Source organism: Devosia sp. Z11_6, from assembly GCF_058133665.1.
The window spans coordinates 55291-79461 of the sequence record NZ_JBYUNQ010000007.1 but is presented as its reverse complement, the minus strand read 5'-3'; the positions used below and the strand labels follow the sequence as shown (position 1 = coordinate 79461).

At 59.1% G+C, this 24171-nt stretch carries 15 protein-coding genes; 5 read left to right on the top strand and 10 right to left on the bottom strand.

Going from position 1 to position 24171, the window contains the following annotated elements:
- Nucleotides 1-98: 98 nt before the first annotated feature.
- Both AC3YMN_RS17075 and ligD read right to left on the bottom strand, forming a co-directional pair.
- On the bottom strand, nt 99-779 hold the full coding sequence (locus tag AC3YMN_RS17075; protein ID WP_489890947.1) for a DNA-binding protein: 681 nt from the start codon (nt 777-779) through the stop codon (nt 99-101).
- Nucleotides 780-883: 104 nt separating this feature from the next.
- Complete coding sequence (gene ligD, locus AC3YMN_RS17070) at nt 884-2818, bottom strand: DNA ligase D (RefSeq protein WP_489890946.1); 1935 nt, start codon at nt 2816-2818, stop codon at nt 884-886.
- A gap of 372 nt (nt 2819-3190) precedes the next feature.
- On the opposite strand from ligD, the gene AC3YMN_RS17065 reads away from it, so the two are divergent.
- Complete coding sequence (locus AC3YMN_RS17065) at nt 3191-3883, top strand: SOS response-associated peptidase (protein WP_489890945.1); 693 nt, start codon at nt 3191-3193, stop codon at nt 3881-3883.
- A 50-nt stretch (nt 3884-3933) separates the two neighbouring features.
- Nucleotides 3934-4398 (top strand): thermonuclease family protein, encoded by a 465-nt coding sequence (locus AC3YMN_RS17060; protein WP_489890944.1) that lies wholly within the window; start codon nt 3934-3936, stop codon nt 4396-4398.
- A 6-nt stretch (nt 4399-4404) separates the two neighbouring features.
- On the opposite strand, the gene AC3YMN_RS17055 is transcribed toward AC3YMN_RS17060, so the two are convergent.
- Entirely contained in the window at nt 4405-5679 is a 1275-nt protein-coding gene (locus tag AC3YMN_RS17055) for a Y-family DNA polymerase (protein ID WP_489890943.1), read from the bottom strand.
- Nucleotides 5676-6083 (bottom strand): LexA family protein, encoded by a 408-nt coding sequence (locus AC3YMN_RS17050; RefSeq protein ID WP_489890942.1) that lies wholly within the window; start codon nt 6081-6083, stop codon nt 5676-5678. Before AC3YMN_RS17050 ends, AC3YMN_RS17055 begins: the two co-directional genes overlap by 4 nt.
- Nucleotides 6084-6371: 288 nt before the next feature.
- Between AC3YMN_RS17050 and AC3YMN_RS17045 the strand changes: the two genes are divergently transcribed.
- The 3 genes from AC3YMN_RS17045 (at nt 6372) to AC3YMN_RS17035 (ending at nt 10756) form a co-directional block, all read left to right on the top strand.
- The gene (locus AC3YMN_RS17045; protein WP_489890941.1) at nt 6372-8639 is read left to right on the top strand and encodes a hypothetical protein; all 2268 of its coding nucleotides are present in this window, start codon (nt 6372-6374) and stop codon (nt 8637-8639) included.
- A gap of 277 nt (nt 8640-8916) precedes the next feature.
- Nucleotides 8917-9534: a hypothetical protein gene (locus tag AC3YMN_RS17040; protein ID WP_489890940.1), complete on the top strand. Its 618-nt coding sequence runs from the start codon at nt 8917-8919 to the stop codon at nt 9532-9534.
- A gap of 58 nt (nt 9535-9592) precedes the next feature.
- Nucleotides 9593-10756, top strand: coding sequence for a DUF4268 domain-containing protein (locus AC3YMN_RS17035; protein WP_489890939.1), 1164 nt, complete (start codon nt 9593-9595; stop codon nt 10754-10756).
- 100 nt (nt 10757-10856) lie between these two features.
- Here the strand turns inward: AC3YMN_RS17035 and AC3YMN_RS17030 are convergent, their stop codons facing one another.
- The 6 genes from AC3YMN_RS17030 to brxC form a co-directional block, all read right to left on the bottom strand.
- Nucleotides 10857-11285, bottom strand: a complete 429-nt coding sequence (locus AC3YMN_RS17030; protein ID WP_489890938.1) for a hypothetical protein — start codon at nt 11283-11285, stop codon at nt 10857-10859.
- A 301-nt stretch (nt 11286-11586) separates the two neighbouring features.
- The gene (locus AC3YMN_RS17025; RefSeq protein ID WP_489890937.1) at nt 11587-12261 is read right to left on the bottom strand and encodes a hypothetical protein; all 675 of its coding nucleotides are present in this window, start codon (nt 12259-12261) and stop codon (nt 11587-11589) included.
- Nucleotides 12261-14288 (bottom strand): protease Lon-related BREX system protein BrxL, encoded by a 2028-nt coding sequence (gene brxL / locus AC3YMN_RS17020; RefSeq protein ID WP_489890936.1) that lies wholly within the window; start codon nt 14286-14288, stop codon nt 12261-12263. The genes AC3YMN_RS17025 and brxL overlap by 1 nt, the downstream gene beginning before the upstream one ends.
- A 1-nt stretch (nt 14289) precedes the next feature.
- Nucleotides 14290-16893 carry a BREX-1 system phosphatase PglZ type A gene (gene pglZ / locus AC3YMN_RS17015; protein ID WP_489890935.1) on the bottom strand — a complete coding sequence of 868 codons (2604 nt, stop codon included), beginning with the start codon at nt 16891-16893 and terminating at the stop codon, nt 14290-14292.
- Nucleotides 16893-20519 (bottom strand): BREX-1 system adenine-specific DNA-methyltransferase PglX, encoded by a 3627-nt coding sequence (gene pglX, locus AC3YMN_RS17010; RefSeq protein WP_489890934.1) that lies wholly within the window; start codon nt 20517-20519, stop codon nt 16893-16895. Before pglX ends, pglZ begins: the two co-directional genes overlap by 1 nt.
- Nucleotides 20520-20537: 18 nt before the next feature.
- Nucleotides 20538-24164: a BREX system P-loop protein BrxC gene (gene brxC, locus AC3YMN_RS17005; protein WP_489890933.1), complete on the bottom strand. Its 3627-nt coding sequence runs from the start codon at nt 24162-24164 to the stop codon at nt 20538-20540.
- Nucleotides 24165-24171: the final 7 nt, after the last annotated feature.

The window sequence follows — 24171 nt, the reverse complement described above, 5'->3', positions numbered from 1 at the left end:
ATCCGGATCGTCGGCGGAAAATGCATCGGTTACGGTTGGATCGAGGCCGGAAACCTGGAAAGCGAAGCGCTTTAAGGCTCCTCAATCGACATTAGGGGTCAGGCAGCCTCGTTCAGGAGGTCGCTACCCTTGGGTGTCAAGCAATAGACCTCATCGCCTAGGTCTTTGATCTGGCCGGCAGCCTTGGCATGAAAACGTGCCTGATAGATGGCCATGTCCTGATAGCCGGCGCTTTTCATCCTGCGATAGACTTCATCCTTTGGGACACCGAGATCCGCACCGACGAGTATTCTGAGCAGCTGAAGCCTTGCCGGCTCGTCGGGAATATCCCGAAGCGCACGGATCAGTTCGCTGAGCGTGTCGAGGTGAAAACCCGCTTCTTCGCTTACCCTGAGTGCAGACCTTGCATCTGCCAGCTCGCGTTCGGCTTTTTCAGCGCGTGCAATCGCAGCCGCCAGTTCCTCTGCCATCGCCGACTGAATGTCGAATAGGTATCGGATGCGGCTCGAATATTCGTGGTTAGCCGCCCTCTCCGCCTTCTCCCAGAGCTGTCTGAGCATCGGAGCAGCGGCCGACGCGAGGAACGAATGCGGAAGGTCCGAGTCAGCCTGCTTTAGCGCCGTCTCAGAGAAGACGGCATTCATGTGCGAAAGTATTGTCGACTTCGACCCCCCGCCGGTCAGCTCCCGGACCTTCGAGAAGGTCGGCTTTTCGCCAAGATGGCGTATTTTTCCCATCGCATCGCGCACGGCATCTAATGTTGCAACAGCTTCAGTCATCATCGCCCCATACCGTACCGGTACGGTATTGTGGATGATTGCCGTTTAAGATCCGTTGCCGTCACGTCAGTTGATGGTCGCAGCCGGTGACCGGGCAACGGTAGCTATCGCTTCACGACATCCTGGATACTTTGCGTCAGAACCTGATCGACCTCGAAGTACCCATCCCAGGCGTCCGGCCCCTGTGCTCGCTCCGCGGCTGCAAAGATGTCAAAACCGTTTGCCTTGTCGAGACCGTCCAGCTCGTCCCATGTCACTGGCACGGCAACGGTGCCGCCGGCCCGGGCGCGGGTCGACCACGGGCAGACGGCAGTGCTGCCTTGGCCGTTCCGCAGGTAATCTAGGAACATGCGCCCCTTGCGTTTGGCCTTGCTCATGTTGGCAACGAACCGCTGCGGCTCCGTCTTGGCCAGGAGTTCCGCGAAGTTCTGGCAGAACGATTTCACCTCGTCCCAGTTTGCCTCAGGCACCAGCGGCACCACGACGTGCACTCCTTTGCCGCCGGATACCAGCGGCCATGACTGCAGCCCGATGGCACCGAGGATGTCCCGAATGTCGGTGGCGGCCCGCTTGACGTGACCGAAGTCGAGGCCCTCGTCGGGGTCGATGTCGAACACCATGCGCTCGGGAAGGTCGGGATTATGGCGATCCGATCCCCACAGGTGGAATTCGAGCGTGTTCATCTGGACGCCACCAATTAGGCCCGACAGGTCTTCGATCCAGAGGATGCGGCTCTCGGTGCCCTTCATTTTTGTCAGCTCGCCTGCCTTCAGAGTCTTCGGCATGCCGGGGAGCTGGTGCTTCTGGAAGAACGTCTTTGCCAGGTCGTTGTCGGTATCGCGAACTAGAGACAGCGGCCGGTCCTTTAGATGCGGCAGCATCTTGTCGGCGACGGCGGCGTAATACGCCACCAGGCGCGCCTTGGTGATAGCGGTCCCCGGGTACATTATCTTATCGGGGTTCGACAGCTTCACCCCCACGGCTCCGGCAATCTCCTTGCCCATCTCGGGGTCCAGGCCCTCGCCTGCATCGTCCTCGATCGCCGTTTCCAGCACCACCTGAAAAGCCTTCTTGTCCGCGCGCATTCCCTGGAAGGAGGCATGCCGGACCGACCCATCGGGGGTGATCTCGGCGTACGCAACTTCGGCAACCAGCTCGGGTCGCACCCACTGCGCCTTTCGGGCAATGTCCCTCGGCACCGTGGCGAACGCCGGCTTGTCGAGGCGCCGCTTCTCGAGCTGCGCAAGTATTTTATCGCGCATGGCATCGCTGAACCCGGTTCCGACCCGGCCGCGGTAAATGAACTCGCCCTTTTCGTAGGTGCCCAGGATAAGGCTGGCCATGCCCTTGCCGCTATCGCTCGGGCGCCAGCCACCGATGACGAACTCCTGCCGCTTCGTGCACTTGATCTTGAGCCAGCCGGTGGTGCGATCGCCGACGTAGCGGGCGTCGGCCTTTTTGGCGATCATGCCTTCGTGCCCGCCTGCAGCCATGGCTGCGAACACCTGCTTACCGTTGTCGACCACATGGTGGCTGTATTGCAGGCTGTCGCCTGGATCGCGCTCGCCGATTAGCGCCTCGAGGATGGCCTTGCGTTCGACCAGCTGCAGGCCGGTCAGGTCCTTGCCGTCCTCCTCGAAGATGTCGAAAGCATAAAACTTGAGCGGGATGCCGGCGGAGATACCGGTCTTGAGCATGGAGAAGTTCGTGCGCCCCGCCTCGTCCACCGCAACGATCTCGCCGTCGAGGAGGACGGAGCCTGTCGTTAGCGCCTTCAGTGATGGCAGGATGACCTTGAACTGCTCGGTCCAGTCATGCCCGTTGCGGGTGTAGACCCTGACTTCGGAGCCGGAGATAGCGATCTGCGTCCGGTAGCCGTCGAACTTCATCTCGAACAGCCAGTTGCTGCCGGTCGGGATGGTGGTGGCCAGCGTGCAGAGCTGGAACGGACGGAAGTTCGGGAGGGGGTAGCTACGGGTAGATTCTGAGTCCCTGCGGGATTGCCGCTTTTTGCGGGCTGGGGCCTCTACGGCCTCCATGGCTCACTCGGGTACATCGGCGACTCAATTCGACGAGCGCAAATTTGTTCCGAACGGATCGATTTCGAGGTCGATCCATAATGACCGACCCCGAAAATCTCATCACATGAACAGGGTGATGATGAGCAGAACGTAAGCTATGACTTTGATAATTATCACGATCTCCATGTCGCCCTCCTTTCACTGGTATTTAGTGTCGGGCGCAGGGCTGGATCGGCGGATTAGCCGAAAAAATCGCTGGATTCGCAAAAAAGATTGGCCAGCTCAGACCCACGCGCCAAGGAAGGCTGTGGTGATCAGTTCTCGCCGAAACGGCGGTTGCCGGCCTTATCGGGTGGCGGTACCGTGTCGCTGCCAGCCGGGAGTAAATGCATGTGCGGACGCTTTACGAACGAGTTCACCTGGGCCGAGCTGCACGCGCTCTATAGCCTGAGCGACGAGCTGTTCCCCATGGGGCCGCCGTCGAACATGCAGCCGAAGTTCAACATCGCCCCGACCCAGGACGTGGATTTCGTCGCCACTAACAAGGCCGGCGTCCGTGAGCTGCTGACCGGCCGATGGTGGCTGGTGCCGTTCTGGGCAAAAGAGCTGCCCAAGGCTGCCATGTTCAACGCCAGGATCGAGACCGTCGACAGCTCGCCGGCCTTCCGGGACGCTTTCAAGACCCGCCGCTGCCTGATTCCGGCTGATGCCTACTTCGAGTGGACGACCAGTCCCGTGGACGGCAAGAAGGATCCATGGCTGCTGCACCTGCCGGAGCACCGAGGCTTCAGCTTCGCTGGCATCTGGGCGCATAACGACAACCTGGGCGTGACCAGCTGCACCATCATCACGGCGCCGGCGGTCGAGCACATTGCCCAGATCCACGGCCGCATGCCGGTCCTCCTCGAGGAAAGCGCCTACGATGCCTGGCTGTCTGGGGAGGCACAAGGCGACGATGCCAAGGCGATCCTGCTCGACAACCACCTTGACAGTCAGCTGGAGTTCTTCCGGGTCGGCCGAGAGGTCAATAACAGCCGGTATGAGGGGACGGATACCAAAAAGCCGTTGCTGAACGCGCTATGAACGTGGTCAGGTTCGATAAGAGTCGCCGTCCGCCAGCAAGGCCACGCGACGTGCTCACACCGCTTCTCGCCGTCGCAGCTCTAGTCGCCGTATGCGTCCTTGGCTGGGTGGCAGTCGATCAGCTGATGCCCGCCGGAACTGGCAGTGCCACGGCCAGCGGCGACGGGCGGCGAGTAAGCTTTTCCATGTGCGGGTCGAACCGTCACACCTGCGTCGTCGATGGAGACACGATCTGGCTGGATGGCATGAACCTCAGGCTGCAATCATATGACACGCCAGAACCCTACACCGGCATGTGCGGTGGTCAGGCCGAAGTCGCATTGGCTAAACGGTCCAGCGCGCGGCTGCTCGACCTGCTGAATTCTCACCCGATCGACGTGCAGACCTTTGGCTTGGACAACACGGGCGAGCGTACGCTGGCAACTGTCCGGATCGGCGGTCGCGACGTAGGCGATATCCTTATCGAGGAAGGACTCGCCCGGCGCTGGCCGAACGGCGACGAGTTCTGGTGCTAGTCATGGTTACCTGCATTCGGGTAGCTCGTTCCATCGCGTGGTGAACCGCGGCGACCGCATTTCGAACTTCGTCGAGAACGTCTGCTGCTTGACGGGGCTACCCAGCGTGGCTGCAGGTACAACCGTTGCCCGACCCCAGCGCCGGTTTGCCTCGTCCATGGCCGCCATGACCTTCGCCGCCCGTTCATGGTCGAGGTTATCGAACAGCGCACGCTGCGGGATCGGGGGTGGCACCAGGTCCTGGGTGATGATCCCCGCCTTGCTGTATCGGTAGCCCGATCGCCACAGGGCATCCACCGCCCGCCGCGCTGCCTTGATCAGGGTCAGGCTGTCGTTCGTCGCCTCGGGAATATCGACCGTCATGGAGACGCTTCGCTGCGGCTCGTCGTCGTTGAACCGCGACGTGTGCATGAAGACGGTGACGTGGTCGGTGGCCAGGCCGTGGCGCCGCAGCTTCTCGCCCAGGCGGGTGGCATAGCCGGCGACCGCCTGTTCCATCTGGACCTTCAAGGTCACGCGCTCGCCGAACGATCGGGTGACCGCGCACCCCTTCCGCTGCGGCGCTACGGTCTCCAGCGCGATGCAGGGGATGCCGTTCAGCTCGTGGACGATCTTTTCGCCGACGACGGTCATTAGCTGCCGCGCCAGCTTCGGGTCCATGTCCCGCACCTGGCCGGCGAACTGGATGCCTAAGCCCAGCAGCTTCGCCTGGCTGGCACGCCCGATGCCCCAAACGTCCCCGATCGGGAAGTCGGCCATGACCCTAGTCTGCTCGCGGGAATCGCTAAGATCCAACACGCCGGATGCCAGCTTCTTCGCCGCCTTGTTGGCCAGCTTCGCCAAGGTCTTCGTCGGCCCGATGCCGACACAGGTGGGTATTCCCGTCCATTGCCGTGTCGTCGATCGCAGGTCCGACGCCCATGCTGTCCTGTCCTTCACCGGCAACCGGCTGACGTCGATAAAGCTTTCGTCGATCGAGTAGATCTCCACGTCCGGGGAAAACGTGTTGTAGATTGCATTCATGCGCCGGCTCATGTCGCCGTACAGGGCATAGTTCGAGCTGAAGACGGCGACTTTATTGTCGCGGCACAGATCCCGGATCTGGAACATGGGCTGCCCCATCTTGATGCCCAGCGCCTTGGCCTCGGTCGTGCGTGCCACCGCGCAGCCGTCATTGTTTGAGAGCACGATCACGGGCCGGCGCTCGAGCTTGGCATCGAAGACGCGCTCGCAGCTGCAATAGAACGAGTTGCCGTCGATCAGCGCCAGGCCGGCCGTCATTTCTTGAGATCGCGGATAGTGGCGGTGACGACGCCCCAGACGGACACCTCGGTGCCTTCGGCAACGGTAAAGGTCGGCAGCTTCGCGTTCTCGTTATGCAGCACTATGACGCCGCCGCGCCGGTTCAGCCGCTTTAGGGTCGGCTCACCGTCTATGATGGCCAGCACGATCGACCGGTGCTTGGGTGAAACTGAGCGGTCAACGATGACCACGTCCCCGGGGAAGATCTTCACGTCGATCATGCAGTCGCCGACGACGCGCCATAGGAAGGTCGCAGTGGGGTTCTGCACCAGCACCTGGTTGAGGTCGATCATCGCCTCGATGAAGTCGTCGGCCGGAGACGGGAAGCCGGCATGCACGGACTGGCCTACCATTGGCAGGTTTATGGAAACGAGAGACGACAACGGGACGGGCATTCCTCCCTTCGACATCTCGACTTGGCTAATCCGCATTTTCGAATCCATGATTGGTTCGCGACACTCTGCGCACGAACGAAACAAGAACGGAAGCGGATGATTTTTGCGATCCGGTAAACTTTATCTCCGGACACAAGCCGATAAGGCGGGTGGCAAAACACGGCTGGGGACGACCTTAGCCCGTTAGCTTCTCGTTAAATCGACTCGGTCATTTGCGTGCGCGCCCGAAACTCTGGACGCAATACGCCGATGCCTAAAGCCGCCCTGACCCCGCGAATGATCTCCGATTTCTGCCGGCTTCGCCTGGGGAAACTCCTAGCGGAAAACGAGCGCTCTGCGGTGTGCAGGTACCTTACCGATCTCCTCGGGCTACACGCCTTCCCGCCGTACCGAGGGCGATGGATCGACTGGTCACAAGTTGCCATCGCCGCCGGCGTCGAGAGAGAAAGGCTGCAGGCCGCCCGTCATCAGCTCCAACCGGTCTTCGATGCCGTATCGCGTGCCGTCGCTATGCAGGACGTGGCGCCATCTCTTCGGACGCCATCCGGGGATATCCTCACCGCAGAAGCACCGAAGAAACGATCGGGCCGGCGGGCAGCGGTCGACGAGGATCGGCCGGCGCCACGAAAGCGAGGCCCAAAGCCTAAGGTCATCGTTGAATTCCCCGAACCGCTCTGGACCGAATGGAAGGAACCAGAGACCCTGTCCGAAGCCTTGAACCTGCACATGCGTCGCCACGGCGACACGGTCCAGCACCTTTTCCTTGCACTGGACAGCAACGGCAATGCCAACAACCAGCGTACCCTGATGAAGTGGTGTACCGGCCAGCTGGTGCCGCGCACGGTGCAAAGCCTGGCAGTCCTGGCAAAGGTCGAGCGTCGATATCGCCTGCCCGAGGGCTACTTCAAGTCCAAGATGCCGAACCGCGGGCGGGCGACATATGGCCATGGCCTCGAGGGTATCTCTGCCCATGAGCGTCGGCGCTTGGCCTGGCACCTGCCCGACGACTTCCTCGGCCGGACGAAAGTCGAGCAGGACGAGATCCTGGCCTGGGTGCGCCGCGTCATTATTACCGGGTCGACGGACTACCGTCGCTACCAGGCCGAGGCCATGAAGCAGAAGTATGCCGTACGCTTCACCGCTTTCCTGGGACGCAAGCGCAAGCCGGTGACCGCCAATGACAATCCGGATATCGACCTCTACGACCTGGATGCTGAACTGGAGTCCGCGGTGGTCGATGCGCCAGCCGCCCTGGACCGGGAAATGAACGAGCTCCTCCGCTTCAAGACCGCGACGCTGACCGCTTTCGGTTTCCAGCGCAACGGCGTCTGGAACGAGGAGACCGCATCGCAGAAGGTCGAGCACCTCAGCCTGATGTTCGGCTCATTGGCGTCGGATCCCCGGAGCACGGTCAAGGGCTGTGGCGTGCCGCTCGATAGCCTGTGTTTCGCGATGCTGGTGTTTCCCGCTGTGTGGGACTGGTACCTCCAATGGCGGGAGCGCCGGCGCGGGTTCTACACGAAATGGGAAGTCGACATGCTCAGCGTCGTCCTGGGCATGACCCGGGCCGACACGGGCTGGATACGGCAGACGCCGTCGCTGGCCGATCGCCTGAAACCGATCCGGGGCCTGATATCCGACCATGACATCGCGGTTGCGCGGCAAGACTGGGACGCGGCCTGCGAGAGCTTCCATAAGCATGCCCGGCACCGGATCAAGGAAATCCAGCGCGTCGCCCGCATCCACCGCGATCCGTTCGAGCCGATACTGCCGGTGCTCGAGTCCGACAGCCCGGTGGGTGAATACCGCAAAATCACCGAGGAGATCGTGCGCCTGATGCCAGATGAGCGCCGTTATCCGCGCGCGGCCGCCGGGTCCGTCAGATCGTTCCTGCTTCTTCGCTTGGGCATGCACCTCGGGCTACGGCAGCGGAACTTGCGCGAGCTCCTGGTATGCCCGCGAGGCCGGATGCCGACATCGGAGCGGCATCTCGAGGACAGAAAGCGAGGCGAACTGCGATGGAGCGATCGCGAACAGGGCTGGGAAGTCCTCATCCCTGCCGTCGCCTTCAAGAACTCGACTTCGTCTTTCTTCGGCTCGAAGCCGTTCCGGTTGGTGCTGCCAGACCTGGCCGGGCTCTACGACATGATCGATGCTTATCTCGACCGGCATAGGGCCCGCCTGATCGGCGATGCCGCCGACCCGGGCACCTTTTTCGTGAAGTCGGTGAAGCGGACCAGCGCCGACGCGTCCTATAATCAGAACACCTTCTACGAAGCCTGGCGCCTGACCATCCAGCGCTATGGCATCTACAATCCCTACACCGGTCGCGGCGTAATTCGGGGTCTGCTGCCCCACGGACCCCATAATGTCAGAGACGTGCTTGCCACCCACATCCTAAAGCAGACCGGTTCATATGAGCAGGCTAGCTACGCGATCCAAGACACGCCCGACATGGTGGCGAAGCACTACGGGCGCTTTCTGCCCCAGGACAAGGCGGCAATCGCGGCGAAGATACTGAACAAGGTATGGGAGGCGGCTTAGGAAGCTATACGCACTTAATCGCTACCGAATATGATAGGGGATTCCGGCTCCGTTTCCCAGAAGACGGCATTCCCGTGCGAAATATGGTGGACTGCGACCCGCCGCGGTTAGTCCTCGCAACTGCTGCCTTGACTGTTCCAGACATATTCCAAGAACATGCGCTCCTTGGAGGCTTCTCGGAAAAGCTGAAACAGATCTCAGAGTATGGGATATCCATTTGATCGTAGATTTGTGATCGCTCATTGTCCCGGGCAGGCTATGGTCGTGGGAGGGGTATATGGACAATCAAATTTGGGATTACTTCGTTGGCCTCAGGCAGGACTTGCTTACGGCCACTACCGGTATTCAAAACGCCGGGTTCAGCCTCTATTGGGACAATTCGACGCCCAACTCATCGACCAGAAGGCAATTGAAGGCCGTTTTGGAACGACACGTCCTCGAAGCCAAGAAATTTGGCCTGCTTGTGGTGACGCGCCATACCGATTGCGGCCGGAGAGGGCACTATCGGAAGGCTGACCAGTTCGGCTATCTCACGACGAACGCTTACGGCATGGAGATTCCCTACCGCGACCCACGCTTCGAGTGGGGAGACTTCCTGTTTCAAGGAAAGCGATGGGAGCCGTGTCCGTGTTCGAGTAACGGCGAATTGGTCGAGCATCATGTTATTGACGACGTGGTGTTCGAGAGCGGGTCGAACCTGCCAACTTGCACCGCCATCTACAACGTTCTGGCTGACCTGCAATCGGCAATAGACGCGGCGGGCGACAAACAGCCTCGGTCGGGCATCCGCGAGTATCTACTGCGGGCCATCATCCAGATTAACGACGCCGTTCTTCCCTCGACGGTTGACGAACACATCAAGACACAGCGCATATTAAGTGCCAAACCCGCTTGACCAACGAACGATATAGCGATGCGCCTGGCGTCATGCCTGAGGCCAGGAGAACCACAACTTGTTCCGTATTGACCGCGATACGAATGCCATTCAGCCCTTAAAGGCCGGAAGCTTCTCGGACTTTGGCTTCAAGGAACGGGCGCATCTGCAGGAGTGGATTGCTAAATACCCTTCCTGCCTCGGCGAGGATCTCCTCATCATTCAGAAGGAGTTCGCAGGATTTTCCGACACTCAGGAGCGTCTCGACCTCCTGGCGCTGGACAAGGAAGGTCGGCTGGTCATCATCGAGAACAAGCTCGACGACACGGGCCGCGATGTGACGTGGCAGGCCCTGAAATATGCATCTTACTGTGCCAGTCTGAAGACGGACAGCATCTGCTCCATATATCAGGAGCACCTAGCCAAAACAGGGCAGCCGGGCGTCGCTGCGGAAATAATCGCTGACTTCCTCGAGGTGGGTGATCTATCCGAAGTGGCCCTGAACCGTGGACTGACTCAGCGCATCATGCTCATCGCTGCCAATTTCCGTAAGGAAGTGACCTCGACGGTATTGTGGTTGATGAACTTCCGGCTTCAGGTTCAATGCTTCAAGGTTACCCCGTGGTCCATGGGGGAAGACCTCTTCCTAAATGTCGAGCAGATCATCCCTGTCAAGGACACACAGGACTTCGTTATCGGACTTGCGGACAAAGCGCAGGACGAAGTGCAGTCATCCTCTGCCGAAGCGCATCGCCATGCCATCCGGCGCGAGTTCTGGTCCGAAGTGATCAAGGCGATGGTGAACAAGTCCACTCTCTATCGCAACATTTCCCCGGGCGTGGCGAACTGGATAGGGGCAGGTTCGGGAGTTCGAGGCATCGGTTTCAACTTCGCTGCATCCGGCCGATACGGTCGCGCTGAAGTTTACATCGACCGGGGCGAGCAAGAGGAAAATAAGTTTGTCTTCGACAAGCTCCATCTCAACAAGGAGGCCATCGAGGCCGTATTTGGAGGCGAGCTGACCTGGGAGCGATTGGACAACCGTCGCGCTAGCAGGGTCAAGGCTGAGATCAGAGCGAACGTCTTCGAGAAAGACGAGTGGCCCGGGATGGTCGACTTCATGACGGACGCTATGGTTCGCCTTGAAAAGGCTTTCCGTGAGCCGCTCCGCCAGATCGGAATGGAACTCAAGGCATGGTCACCGTCGACCGAGGAAAGCGATCTCGACGAGGACCAGTCGTAAAAAGCAGAACTGTTCGCTGCAACTGCCGGCACCGCGATGCCACGATGATCACTGCCTGGCGAGAACGGGAGAGCGCCGATGTGTCGGTTGAAACTTGCCGCTACCTGATTTCGTATTCCTCCCCGTTCCACTGCCAGGTGACGGAGCCGTTTCCGAATCGAAGATTACGCATGCCGTTTTCGAAGTTCTGGCCGAGTTCGACGTCATCAGCCAGCATTTGCAGGATGGTCTTGGGCTCCTGCCCGTTTCCACCGAAATGGATGACCTCCAGCAGACATCCGCCTGAACCGCAAAAAAGACTGCCGCGGTGGTGTACGAACAGAGTGTCAAATTCGGCGCCGTTGGCATCCTGCGCCAGCTTAGCGCGTGCCACTTCGATGTCGGCAGTGCGTTCTTCTTCGTCCAGCTTGACCCAGCTACGTTCAGATCTCGATAGTTGATCGAGGTCGATCCATTCTAGGGGCGTATCTTGCGCCCAGCTCATGGTCGGTATCATCACCAGAACGGCTAGCAAAATCGATCTAAGCACTTAGAACCTCATTCTAGACCGGAGGGGGTAACCTAGCGAGCGACGCACGACCAGAGCGCGGCGGTAGCCGCACGTGAACCGGTGAGCACTACGGTTATTTGTTCGCGGCCCATCCGGAACACCAGCTCCGAGCTTGCCTCGAAGGGGGATTGGAAACCTTCTTCCTCCCCTCCTCCTAGGAGCGTCAGGACGTTTGGATTTCTCACCTCGACGCCGGATAGTGGAAATGTCGTGCCGTCGAACAGAACGTCGGCGTCGATCTCCTGTTCCTGCTCGAAAGCCCAGTCCTTGTTGTACAGGTTCAGCTCGAACGCCTCGTTGCATTGGCGTAGACCATCAGCATGATCTTGCTGTTGACCTCTTTCGTCATCAGGCAACCCAGGTCAGGATCGTCCTTGAGAGGGCCGCCGTCCCAGCCGTTAACCGAGAACTCACCCGTAGACAGCTCCGCTTCACTGCCAGCGTCACCACTCATGTCGGTCATGTTGGGTTCCGTGCCGTCAGTCCGGAACTGCAGCAGATAGGCCTCGCCTTTCGGATCGACGCCTTGGCAACTGATGGTCATGGGTCCGAGATACGGGTTGCTGTATGCGCAGCTTCCAGTGACCTCGGTCGATGTGGGAGGGACGCCCTCGATACCAAGGTTGAGGATCACCTTGTCCAGGCTCTGCAGCTGGCTATCGGCGTCGGGCTTCGCGCCTTCCATGCCGCTGAAGGTCATGACGACACCCCGGTCGCCGACAGTCACCGTAAAGCCGGTTCGCCCAGTGTTATAGATCGACTGCATGATCATGCCGTTGCAGTCGTCCGAGAAGTTATTCCCCGCGGCGACCAGGCGCTCGCAGTCACCGGACAAGGATGCCATGCCGCTTAGGTTGCTGAGATCCTGAGCGGCCGCAGGAATGGACAAGCAGGCAAACACACTAGCGGCTAGCAGGCTGCCGATGCGGGCGTGGCGTGAGATATCGAAGAACATCAGTCGATCCCCATCGCCTTGAACACGGCGTCCACCGGATCGGCATAGAACGAGGTCTGAAACTTGGTGAACAGCTCGGCGGGCACCGTGGCGATGTCGACCGCACTGGCCATTGGAAGCAATATCCGCTTGGCACCTGCATCGAACGCCACCTGAAGGCACTCCGCAAGGTTTTCCACCGGCACGATATTTCCACCCAGGCTCATGTCACCAAGAACCGCCATCTGGCTCTGCAGGGGTCTCTTGAGCACACCGGAGCAGTACGCCACGAAACCGGCCAGCGTGATCGCCCTTGGAGCGCCCGTGTTATGGAGTTCGACCATGTGTAGGTGGAAGTCGTGGTCGTTGACCCGGATACCGGAGCTGATCCGCTGGCCATTGGCCTTGAAGTAATCGAAGGCTACCTTCAGCGCTTCCCTGGAGCCAGCATTTGACCCAAGGCCGGACGTGGTCAACTTGCCGGAGCCTGCGGTGGTTTGAGTTTCGACCCTGTAGAGGCCGAGATGGCCATTCGCTCCAGTCGCGATTGTATGCAGCGCTCCAGGGCTAAGCGCGCTGTCTGATATCAGCTTGCCTCCTCCCTGTTCGGGAACCGGTATGAAGGTTTCCTCCAGCGTCTCCTGGTCGATGTAGGAGAAGTGGACGTCGAAGAATTCCATACCGCCGATCTTCTTCAGCTGCTCTTTTACCCGGCGCCTGGCCTCGAGGGCGTAGGCGAGGCAGCGACGGACCGCTTCCTTATCGAAATCCCCGCCCGGATGAAGCAGCTTCAGCAACCCGGACACCGTGCGCTTCACCGCTATGGTGTCGCGCTGGTTCAGGTTGTTGCCGAGCTTGAAATAGCGGTCGATGGCATCGGAGAAGTTCCGCTTCCGCATCTCTCGCATGTATTCGGCCAGGTAGTCCGTGATCAGCCCGAAGCGGTTGGTGAAGAACTCCGGTCGCATCTTCGGGATTTCCCAGCCCGGGATGTAGGCGTGGAAGCGATCGAAGAATGCGGAATCGATCATAACCTCCGGGAAGGGCGCCAGGAGATGGCTGGTTTTGATCAGGTTGTCGACATTGCTGATGTTGCCCACGAAGACCATGGAAGCGGACGCAGCAACGGCATCGCGCCCGCGGGCAAACGAGCCCGAAGCCATGAAGTCCTTCATGATCTGCACGCCGTCCTTATCCTTGAACGAGATGCCCGCGACCTCGTCAAAGGCGACGACGTCCCACAGCCCCACCAAGCCAACGGCGCGGCTCGACATGTTGTAGAACAGGTTGGCCACGGTGGTCTGCCCGCCGGAGATCAGGATGCTATTCGGGCTGCACTCCTTGTAGACGTGGCTCTTCCCGGTGCCCTTCGGACCGAGTTCGCACACGTTGTAATTATTCTCCACGAACGGAACGAGGCGGGTCAGCAGGTGCCACTTGGCCCGCTCGTGGAAATGGGTCGGCTCCATGCCCGTCGAACGCAGGAGCACATCCATCCACTCGTTCTCCGAGAATCCCTTCCGGCCTTCGAAGAGCTCGTCCATGTCCATGTTGGGCATCTGGATCGGCTTGATCTCGCTGATGCTGAAGGGCGACTTCTTCTGACCTTCTTCGAAGAAGTAGTGGATGGTCACGATCGACCAGATGCCGCCGGCCAGCAGCTTTTCATACCTCTTGACGTCCGATGCCGAAACGGAGGCGTCTTTCACCCCCAGGTTCGACAGCAGCGCCTCATAGATGTCGCGCTTCTCGTTCAGGCGGACCGTGACCTTGTCGATGACCTTGTAGCTGCCGCGCTCCCGGATCTTGGACTTGACCTTCTCGGCCTCGTCCGGTCGGACGTAGTTCTCGGAGAGGATCTGCTTTACGGTCTCCATGCCATCGCGGATGGTAGCCTCGTCGTCGGAGGCGCAGTACATCCCCAGGAGATACTCCAGGACGTACACGGGGACGTTGGCGCCCTCCTTCAGCAGCTTCGTGAGATCTTTCCGCACGACCTTGCCGGCAAAATGCCGGTTCAGGAGTGCGTCAACTTCGTCGGTTTCCACCTTAGAAGTCGCTGGAGAATGCAAGGTCGATACTGACATCTTGACGGACCACTTCACTGTCACTGCCCGCATCGCGAACGATCAGGCTGTATTTTCTGGACTTGTCGAATGAAGCGTTGGCCAGGGTCAGCCAGACGTCCTTCTTCCAGTCCTCGTTCATTTGTGGCGTAGCGCTGTCCAGGCTGACGGTCTCCACGCTGGAGATGGCTTGGCCGTCATCGTATATGCCGATCTTCACAATCGCCGGCTTCTTCCGGTCGGAGATCGCTTCCGTCTGCAGCAGGGTAATGCGCTGGCGCGGTGTGGTGATCTTGGCAGGATAGTTGAGCAGCGTTACGCCTACCGTCGAGATCTTCGTCGCGGCCTTTGCCTTCAGATCCTTCTGCTGACGGACCTTGATGATGGGAACACAGATTTCCTGCAGCATGGCGCCGCCATGAACGAAGCGCGCACCTCCGACGAAATGGAAACGATTGGCCCCTTTCGGTACCCAGAATTCCGTTTCACCGACGACGTTGGACGTCGAAGCGAGCTTGCCACGCCATGCCCCCGGGTTATCTCCGAGTGTATCGCCGATCACGTAGCGCTTCTTGGCCGTAATCGGGTTTGTCGGCTTGGCGTCAATGCTGTTCTTGTCGACGGCAGACGGTGCTGTCTCCTGGAACAGGAATCCGTGGTCGGCTGTGACAATGACGTTCGTGCCGTTCAGATTGTTCATGATGTGCCGGACCAGAGCAGCGATATCGTCGATGGTCTTGCGAACCGCGGCAAAGGTGCCGTCCTCGTTGCCGGTGTCCGCTGTCTGGTCGATAACATTGTGGTATACGTAGACGACCTGCTTGCCTTCCAGGAAGGCACGGCCGGCATCCTTCTTCATGGCCATGAGGTCATCCGCCTTGACGGCTACCCCTGCATGGCCGGCGAGTATCTTGCCGCGGTTCTCCAGCCCTGCGGAGGACTTACCGTCGACGGAGACGATGCCGTCTTTACCGATCGCGAGCTTCGCGTGCGGCAGCAGGGAAGCCATCCCCAGCGCCGTGTAAGACGGCAGGACGGAAAGCTGCGACGACAACTTGGCGGTAAAGCGATAGCGTCCGTTGAGTTCAGCCTCGAGCTCTACGCCCGCTTCGTATCGGAACGCGTCGCTGATGATCACGAACATCCGGCGGTCGGGTGCCTTGTCGATGTGAGGGGCCACATGGGCATTGAAGAACCTTGCCTGACGGTCCACCCCTTCGATACGCCACTCGCCACTGACCAGCTTCTCGGCGTGCTTACCCCAGCTTAGTGCTAGTTGGGCCACGAAGCCGTTGCAGTAGATGTCCTCCACCATCTCCCGCAGTGACTTCAGGACGTCCCAGCCGCGCAGCTCCACCTTGTCGGCTACCTCGCAGAAGAGGCGGTAGAGCTGGTCGAAGCGGAACAACTCGTTTTCATATGCCTGCCAGAACGCTCCGGCAGTCGCGTAATCGAACCCACCGGCGTGGCGTTGCCGCAGTGCCAGCAACTGGGCAGCATGCACCAGGGCGTCGTAGACATGTGACATGGCCTGCCGTGGGGCATCGTCGCTGTCACCCCATTTGGGGTCTGCCCAATAGGCATGTTGCCGGGCGGAAGCGATGGCCATGACCTCAGCCTCATCGATCGCCGTTCCCGAATCCACGATCCTGCGTGTCAGCTGACGGGCTACGGCCTTCTCGCTGGCCTGGAAGGTCTTGCTGTCCTTGAGGATCTCTGGCTGAAGCCCGTCGATATGGCGGTCGAGGTCGATTTCGCCGGCCACGAGGGCCGAGACAACGTCGTAGCTGCGGTGAAAGCTAGCGCTATCCCGCCAACGGTCCAGGAACACGACGGCGTTTGCAAGTCCCTTGTTGGGCAACATGAAGTGCTTCAGCGCCGACGGCGTGCTGCCGTTGAGGGTCTTGCCAAAGTCGCTGACAAGCAACCTGGTCAGCAGCCCGCCCAGGGTGAGTGTTTCGTGTTCGAAGCCGAAATAGGTCTGGCAGTTCTCCCAGAAGGTGGACGCCACCCCATATTTGTCGAAATCATCCATGAGACCAGAGGTGGCGGTCAGATCGTGAGCGTCTGCGAGTTGCTCGAAGACCGCCATCAGGATGTGGTGGAACTCCCACTGGTCCGACTTGGCGAGCACGGCCATGATCTTGAGGTCGAGGACGGCTTCCCCATCCTGGGGTTCAACGAGGCGGGCAACGCGCTCCACCCGGTCCTTGCTGGCAAAGAATTTGGCCCGTGCGGCCACGTGCTCGCGCAGCGAGGGCCTCACCAACTCCAACTCGCCGACTATCATGCTCGCTCGATCAGCCGAGAATGACTGCGCGTAGTGGCGAATGTCGAGGAGCCAGTCTCCGTCTGTCGAGGGCCGCGCCCCCTCGGCGTACAGGAGGAACTTGTCGTCCGGACGATCAAGCTCGACGTTGATCTTGATCTCCAGTGGCGCCCGCTTGTTGATGTCGATGACCTCGACGCCATCGATCTTGATCTGGTTGATGGATTCCTTGAACTCGCCATCAACGTCCTGCCAGAACACGATTCGTCTGGTTTCGAAGTGCTTCGACAGTCCTTCTATGACACGCTGCATTTCCATCAGTCGTCATCCTTCCCGACAACGGCCTTGGTCTCGGCCAGCAGGTTGCCGAACTTCGCGTAGTTGACCTTCACGCCATCATCCAGGTCGATCCGGATGCGCTGGTCGGCCCGATGCCGCAGCTCCTCTTCGAACCGGCCCAACTCCTCCAACTGCTTGATGAGCTTCGCCCGCTGGGTGTCCTTGCGCTTGCGCTCGGCACTGGAGAGGTTGACGCCGTTTGCTTCCGCCGCCAGGCGCTCGATGCGACTTGCCATCTGCGACTGCAGGGGCACGACATAGTTCATACGCATACGGGCCAGCGTGCCCTCATTGTAGCGATGCATGTAGACGATGGCTTCGAACGCCTTCTCCTTGCCGCTGGAGAACACCCAGTAAATGGGCCGGCGCTTGTACATCTTCAGGTGGTCGCTAAAGAAGTCGCGTTTGAAATACTTGCGGATGTCCTTACCGATAGCATTCTCAATGAAGGCGAGGTTGTCATTGAAATGCTCAGTTCCAAACGTGACCTTCAGGAATTCGTGAAAGCGATCAGCGACGTCGTCTTCGAACCAGCTGTCGTCAAGCATCGGGATGACGTTGTCGGCATCCGGCATGAAAGTCGGAGCTGGAACCCGCTCAAGGTACGTCTCTAGCGACTCCCCCTCACTTGCAAGTATCCGGCCTCCTTGGTCGATGGAGTAGCGTCCGAACATGCATCCAACTGAGAAAGATAAGAAGTCTCGAATGGTGTCGACCATCCGCAAGAATTCCAATTCCGCGTTGGGTCTTAGATCATACCTGTACGATGGGTTGCAGGTGAGAGTGATTTCACTAACTGGAGTAGACGGTGACAACTCACCCTGTAGCCCGTAGGCTTCCAGAAGCACACTATTGACCCTCGTCTCCAAGGAAGATGTTTGCTCGATTGCAGACTGCCAGACACGGCATAGTTTACCGAATGCCGTCGAAAATGTATCTGATCCATCCTTTATTGAAAGTATAGGTAGCGTCTTGAAGTCCCATGACGTTTCCTTTTCATTCCAGTCAGCTTGGCTAATTTCCACCAGACTTCGGATTATATCCGACAACTCTGTTTTCAAGGAGCTTGCCGGCAGCGGTACGGTCTTCACATCGAAAAGGTTGATGGACATCGTCGGATTTGCTATTTCCAACGCGATCCGAGCCACCGGTGAGTTCAGGATCGCAAGAAGGACATATAGATCCCATCCTTCTGCGGGGAAGACGGCGAGCCCTTTAGTGTCGAAAGTTGTGTTTTTTGGAAGGAAGCGAAAACCTGATTTTTTCGACGAGATGGGTGACCAAGTGACACCCTGCCTGAACCAATATCTTTCCGGAATCACCCTTCCTGAGGAGTGGGACCGGTAGTATTTTAGAGCTTCTTCGGACCAATTTACTACGTACTCGAGGTTGCCTGCCCACTTCCGGTACGGTCCACCCTTAGAGTAAAGAAGCCACTTTTTACTTCCATCCCATGTATCTTTTTCAGAAACTTCCCATATGAAGCGAAGGAAACGATCATTGTCTGAAGTTATATTTTTCCCAATAACGTCAATCGCGTCTGAGATGTTTTGTCCAGTCAGCGCGTTCAGAAGGGCATCAGGTATCCAGTAAGCAAGAGCCGCGCTGGGAAGGCGAACAAATTGGCTTGGTGATCTTACGAACAGGTTCTGGGAACCCGTATTGTTTATCGCCTCTAGTGCGAGGTCTCGTTTGCCAGCTTCCGACCTCCCTTCAATGAGGCGAACAAAAGTTGACCGTCGATCCGGCGTGCTTCCCTTCTTCAGGACGAAAGCCGTCGTGGACACAACCTCTCCCCCGATGGTGTCGAACCCCCGCGCACCCAAATGGATCATGCTGGTAGGGGGAGCGTCGTTTAGGACCGAACGTCTGAAGTTCTCGAATGTCGGCAAGAACATCCAGGATTGCATGTTGATCATCGAGACATAACCGCCGGGGCGTGTCATCGCCAAACAACGCTCCATAAACATGGAGAAAAGGTCGGACTTGCTGTCGGGAAAGAAGGTTTGAGCATGTGCCTTCAAGCGGGCGTTCATCCCGTTTGACCCCATGTATGGCGGATTTGCCGCCACCACGTCGTAAGTTCGCGCTAAGGCTTCCGCCTGCCTAACCAACGGCGTCAGCACAGAAATCGCTTCAAGGTGCTCGGACTGGTCGAGAAGGTCACCGCCATGTACAGCCGTGAGTCTCTCCTTGAATGAGGGCAAGGTGGCAGCAATCACAGCTGGAATCTCAATCAAAGATCCAAGCGTTTTCCCACTTTCAAACAGCTCAGCCAACGCCGCTACGGCCCGACGTTCCGCTGCCGAGCTTTCTGACAAGGCGAGGCCTGGCTGCAACAGGGTAGTCGGCAAGAGATCGCCTGAAGACAGCAGCTCGAAGGTGCTGTCAGGTGGTAAGATGTCTTCGCGCAGTTTCTTTTGTAAAAGTCCTTTGCTTTCCTGTATGGAGAGCACGTTAAGCCGTACCGGTGCCTCGCTGGAAAGAATACGCCGGTCATCGGCCCTGGCCCGCATGATAAGCGCAAACCCCGATAGCTGGGCGGCGCGGTCATCTATGTCCAGACCGTAGACGTTCTTCTCGAGGATCAGGCGCGGGATGTCCCTAAGCCTGTAGCCACGCTCCAGATATATCTCTCTAAAAAGGTCGTACGCTTCAACGAGGATATGACCAGATCCGCTGGCGGGATCGAGAAAGGTTATGGCCTCAGGGTTCAGGCTAGTTGGTGTTTCTGCAGCGATCTCGCGCTGGACATCTTCCGGCTGCTCCGACTGCTCGATGTAATATACCATCTTCGCCTTGAGCGGCGAGTCCGGGTAGGTCGCGAGCCATTTCGCGCCGAGCGAGTTCTGGACCATGTACTTCACGATCCAGTTTGGGGTGAACAGTTGGGTGGCCGCTGGGATGTCCTCAGACTTCACCACCTTGCCGATAACTTGGTCTTTTTTCTCCGAAATATAGAACTGGTACAGCCAGCCGATGATCTCGATCTCCCGCCAGTCGGCTTCCGGAATTCGCCGGACCATCTCGCGGATTACAGAATCCGAGTGCAGCAGGTTGTCAGGCAACAGGAGCTCGGTCTCGTCGTCGATCCGCTCGAACAGGAACGGCATCGCCGCATGCAGCGCATTGCATTGGGCAACGAGCAGCATGCGGTAGAGCTCCTCGTCCTTCCGACCATCGAGTTTCAAATCGACGATGCGATCGGTCTTCAATCCGGGAAGACTTACCCTATCCGCCTGCTGAACGATCTCGGGGGTAGTTTCGCCACCCGGATGGCTGAGAACCCGGAAGCCGTGGTCCAGGTACCCGTGAAGCTCCATGTAACGGATGGCGGCAAACCGGTTGAACCATGTGTAAGCCACTTCCTCCATGACAGCGTTGTACCCGCGAAGCGCTATCTTGCTCTCGAGATCGCGACACTGCCGTGCGACAGCCCTGGGGTAGGCTTCCCCGTTGATGATGGCGACATCACCCTGCTCCTGGATCACCGCAGCACCACCGTCGACGATGCCGAAGCGCGCCGCCCGCATTTTGACGGCAACGATGAAGTCGCGGCGAGCCTGCGGTGCGTAAGATTTCAGGATGCTGGTGTTGATCGCCATTGTTCTCGTTCCCACGGGTCAGCGGATTTCGACGCGCTCATCATTTGCTATTGCGGCGAGCAGCTGGACTTCTAGCTTCGCGAGGAAGGCCTTTGCGTCTGCTGGGGTCTCGATGAAATGCCCCGCATCCACCAAACTGGCAGGGCGAAGAATAGCTCGGCGCTTGATCGGGGCGACCGGCGGGGCCGGCGGCTTGCCTCCCCCGTGCGGAGGTTCGCCAGGCCGCGGCGCCGGTTCCGGCACCACCACCGCGATCACCGCGCTCTCGCGTTCGATGAGGTTGAACGCGTCATCATAAGCGTCGCCCGCCTCCGCCTGTAGCTGGAAGATATGGGCGATGCTCTTCTCGGCCTCGATGCGTTTCCGGATCTTCTGCAGGGGCATGAGAGCCATGTTCCGCAGCTCACCGACGCCGTGCTGACGGTCGAGTTCGGCCTGGATCTTCGTGATCAGGTCATCGACCTTCTCGATCGCATGCTTGCGACGAGCCGAAACGATCTCTTCGTTCACGGCGTCAATGTCGGCGATCAACTTGGCGCCTTCGTTGACAGCTCCATAGGGCGCCGGCATCGACAGGATCGCTCTGATGCGGTCCAATGCCTTCTTCGCGGTCTCGTTCTTGACGAGCTCGCTTTCGTTCGGCTGAAAACGGATCACGGCTTTGCCCATGTCGTCCCAGGCTTTCCGCTGGTTCTGATAGAAACCGGACAGATCCGCGTGGTCCTCGGACAGGTCAAGGAAGTCGTCCTTCAAGGCGAACATGTGCTCGATGAGTGCCGCGGGATCTTCGATCGCGACGGCCTTGCGGATAACCCCAAGGCCATCCTTCATCTCGGTGCCGCCCGGATAGGTGCCGGTCTCAGCGACCTGGCGCCAGCCGTTGAACTCATTCTGCCATGTCGTCAGGCTTTGGCGAATGTAGGTGGCGAGGCCATCCTCGCTGTCGGGACCGGACTTGCCGAACATCTCTTTGGAGAGGTCTCGAACCTTCAGGAAAGTGTCCTTCGCGACAGCCTTCCGCGGGTGGATCGTTATCCGCCGCCACTTGTTAGGGCCATCCAGCTCGTCCCAAATGCGGTCCCGCGCGAGGGTCTCGCCGCTAGCGGCGAGGGAGACATCCCCGTGGGCGACCAGATGAGCAATCAGCAATACCGTTTCCCAGTCGCCCCAACCGAAAGGCCGGCGACCGAAGCGGGAAACCAGTTCGTGCAACACGATCTGCTTGCTGGAGGCGGTCATCAAGGTGACGTGGTCGAGCACTTCCTTGAGGGCGCGTGGATTGTACCCACCGCCTTCCAGCTCCAGTCCCCCGTCCAAAGCGTTTCGCAATGTCGCCGGAATTTCCGACCTCGGATCTTCTACGCGATGATCGATGAGCCCGAGCTTGGGAAAAGTGTTGTCGATCAGATATGTCAGCGCCTGGTCGATAATGGCCTGGGGGCTGCCCGATACGTCCGAGAGATGCTGGCCGGCAACGTAGACGCGGGCCTCCTGCAACAGGCGATTGATTACGACGGCGACACGGCCACGGCGCTCGGTGTTTTCCCGAGCCTGGTCCTGAAGGATGCGGCGAACCGACTCCGGCTGGGAGCCATCGCTCTTGCGGTCGATGAGCTTTTCGGTCTGCAGGAAGCGCCGGACCTCGCGGGCCAGATCCCGGTCGTTATCGAGGCGAACGATGACCTGGCCGTCATTGTCCAGGCTCTTCATCGTCGCCCTGGCGTCGTCGTAATCGGCATAGTCGTCACCCAGCGGGGTGATGATGTTCAGGACGAGATCGGCGTCTATTCGCGACGAGTACGGATGGGAGTCAGTGAAGCGACCGACCTCGAAGTCGTTGCCGGTGGTCTTGTGCCTGAACTTGCCGCGATTGAGGGTGCGGATAATGTCATCATAGATGATGTCGTTGAGGAGCTTCAATTCCTCCGACGTCGTGGTCTGGACGACCGCAATCTCCTTGGAGATGTCGCGTTCCTCGTTGGTGAGGAAATAGAAGTCGTCGCCGTTACGGTTGACCAGTGTCTCGTTTTCCAGCCGTCCGAGGCTGGCCTCGATCTTGCGACGGAGCTCCAGCTTGTCGGTGTCGATCTCGTCGATGAAGAGCGTCACCAGGTTGTCGACGTTGCCCTTGATCTCCTCGACATAGCGGATCAGGAACAGAGTCTTGAGCACATCGGAGTCGAACGGTTCGAGCGACGGATTGTCGTCCACGCCCTTGATAGCGCGGCGCACGATGTCCTCGAGAAAGCTCTCGATGGCGGGGTAGAAGCGATAGAAGGGAACCAGCCGGCCGACGTCGTCCTCGGAAATCGAAACAGCGGCCGTCTGGAAGGCGTCCAGCATCGAACGTTCGCCCTTTGCCAGGTGGGCGCCCGTGGCCCCACTGACGCGGCTGGCGTCAAACACCTTTTGCACCAGCTGGAACTGGTAGGGAACGAACGGATAGACGGCCGCGAAATCGGCCTCGTCTGCATATGCCCGAAACGTCATGCCGGTCTCCCGGAAGGTCATCTGGTTCCGCAGGACGTCCGCCTTGGAGGTATAGAGCTTCTTCAGCTCGTCGGTGACATCGGGGCCGGTGGCGCCCTCGTCCCTCTCCTTCTTGCGGAGCAAGCGTTTTTGGATGACCTCGTTCGCGTGTGCACCCGACAGCGAAAGCCGCGTGCGGAACCGCCCCTGGATCTTGGAAAAGTCGTTTGCCCGTGCGGAACGGAGGTCGCCGATGATGGCATCCATGTCAGCCTGGGAGGTGACTGCGACCCACGCCTTTCCCTTGCAGTTCGTGCCAAGGTTCTCGACCACGGTCTGCAGGTTCGTCATCAGCCTGGTGTCCTGACCGATGAAGGCACCGATTTCGTCGACAAGGAACACGATCCGGTCGATACCGGATGCCTCGATATATTCGTTTACCCACCGCGAGAAGTTCTCGATGGTAGGCTTGAAGTCGGCCTCAAATTTCTCGAACCATTTGTCGGCATCATCCCGACTTAGGCCGGTGGCGTCGCCGAGGGCGGCCATCGTGTCATCGAGATGGAAATGATATGCGTCGCGTTCGACGAGCCAGTTACCACCAGAGTGCTGCTTGAACGCTTCGTGGAATGCTTCCAGCTTGCCCTTGGATTTGAGGTAGCGCTCCAAATGCGCGATGTGCGGGTAATCTGCGCAGAGTCCCAGCTTCTCGTTGAATACGCGCAGGAACACGTTGAGGATGGCGTTCTCGTCATGCCCGTCAGCCCGGCTGTCGACGTTGAACAGCACGACTTCCGTCTTCATCTTGGCTGCGAGCCTGAGGTCGGCCGCCAGCATGGGATCGGTGATCTTGCCATCGAAGAAATCGATCGCCTGCCGGGTAACCCCGTCCTTGGTCACGGTGCCGTTGGCGAGGACATACGACAGGATCTTGAGGAAGTGCGACTTGCCGGAGCCGAAAAAGCCGCTGATCCAAACGCCGTTCTGGCTTGATTGCTCTATCTGATCGGTTCCGAGATAGGCCTTAAGGAACTTGCGGAAATGAACATCAAGCTCCCGGGTGACCACGTATTCGTCCAGTTCCTGGAAAATGCTTTCGGAGTCAGACTGATCGGCCTTGATAACCCCGTTGATAGGGCGAGAGATCTGCTTGTAGAAAAGTTCCGCTATCTTCATTTGACTC

Coding starts and splice junctions, on each gene's coding strand:
- AC3YMN_RS17075 (WP_489890947.1), bottom strand. CDS start 779: ATGACTGAAGCTGTTGCAACATTAGATGCCGTGCGCGATGCGATGGGA.
- ligD (WP_489890946.1), bottom strand. CDS start 2,818: ATGGAGGCCGTAGAGGCCCCAGCCCGCAAAAAGCGGCAATCCCGCAGG.
- AC3YMN_RS17065 (WP_489890945.1), top strand. CDS start 3,191: ATGTGCGGACGCTTTACGAACGAGTTCACCTGGGCCGAGCTGCACGCG.
- AC3YMN_RS17055 (WP_489890943.1), bottom strand. CDS start 5,679: ATGACGGCCGGCCTGGCGCTGATCGACGGCAACTCGTTCTATTGCAGC.
- AC3YMN_RS17045 (WP_489890941.1), top strand. CDS start 6,372: ATGATCTCCGATTTCTGCCGGCTTCGCCTGGGGAAACTCCTAGCGGAA.
- AC3YMN_RS17040 (WP_489890940.1), top strand. CDS start 8,917: ATGGACAATCAAATTTGGGATTACTTCGTTGGCCTCAGGCAGGACTTG.
- AC3YMN_RS17025 (WP_489890937.1), bottom strand. CDS start 12,261: ATGTTCTTCGATATCTCACGCCACGCCCGCATCGGCAGCCTGCTAGCC.
- pglZ (WP_489890935.1), bottom strand. CDS start 16,893: ATGGAAATGCAGCGTGTCATAGAAGGACTGTCGAAGCACTTCGAAACC.
- pglX (WP_489890934.1), bottom strand. CDS start 20,519: ATGGCGATCAACACCAGCATCCTGAAATCTTACGCACCGCAGGCTCGC.
- brxC (WP_489890933.1), bottom strand. CDS start 24,164: ATGAAGATAGCGGAACTTTTCTACAAGCAGATCTCTCGCCCTATCAAC.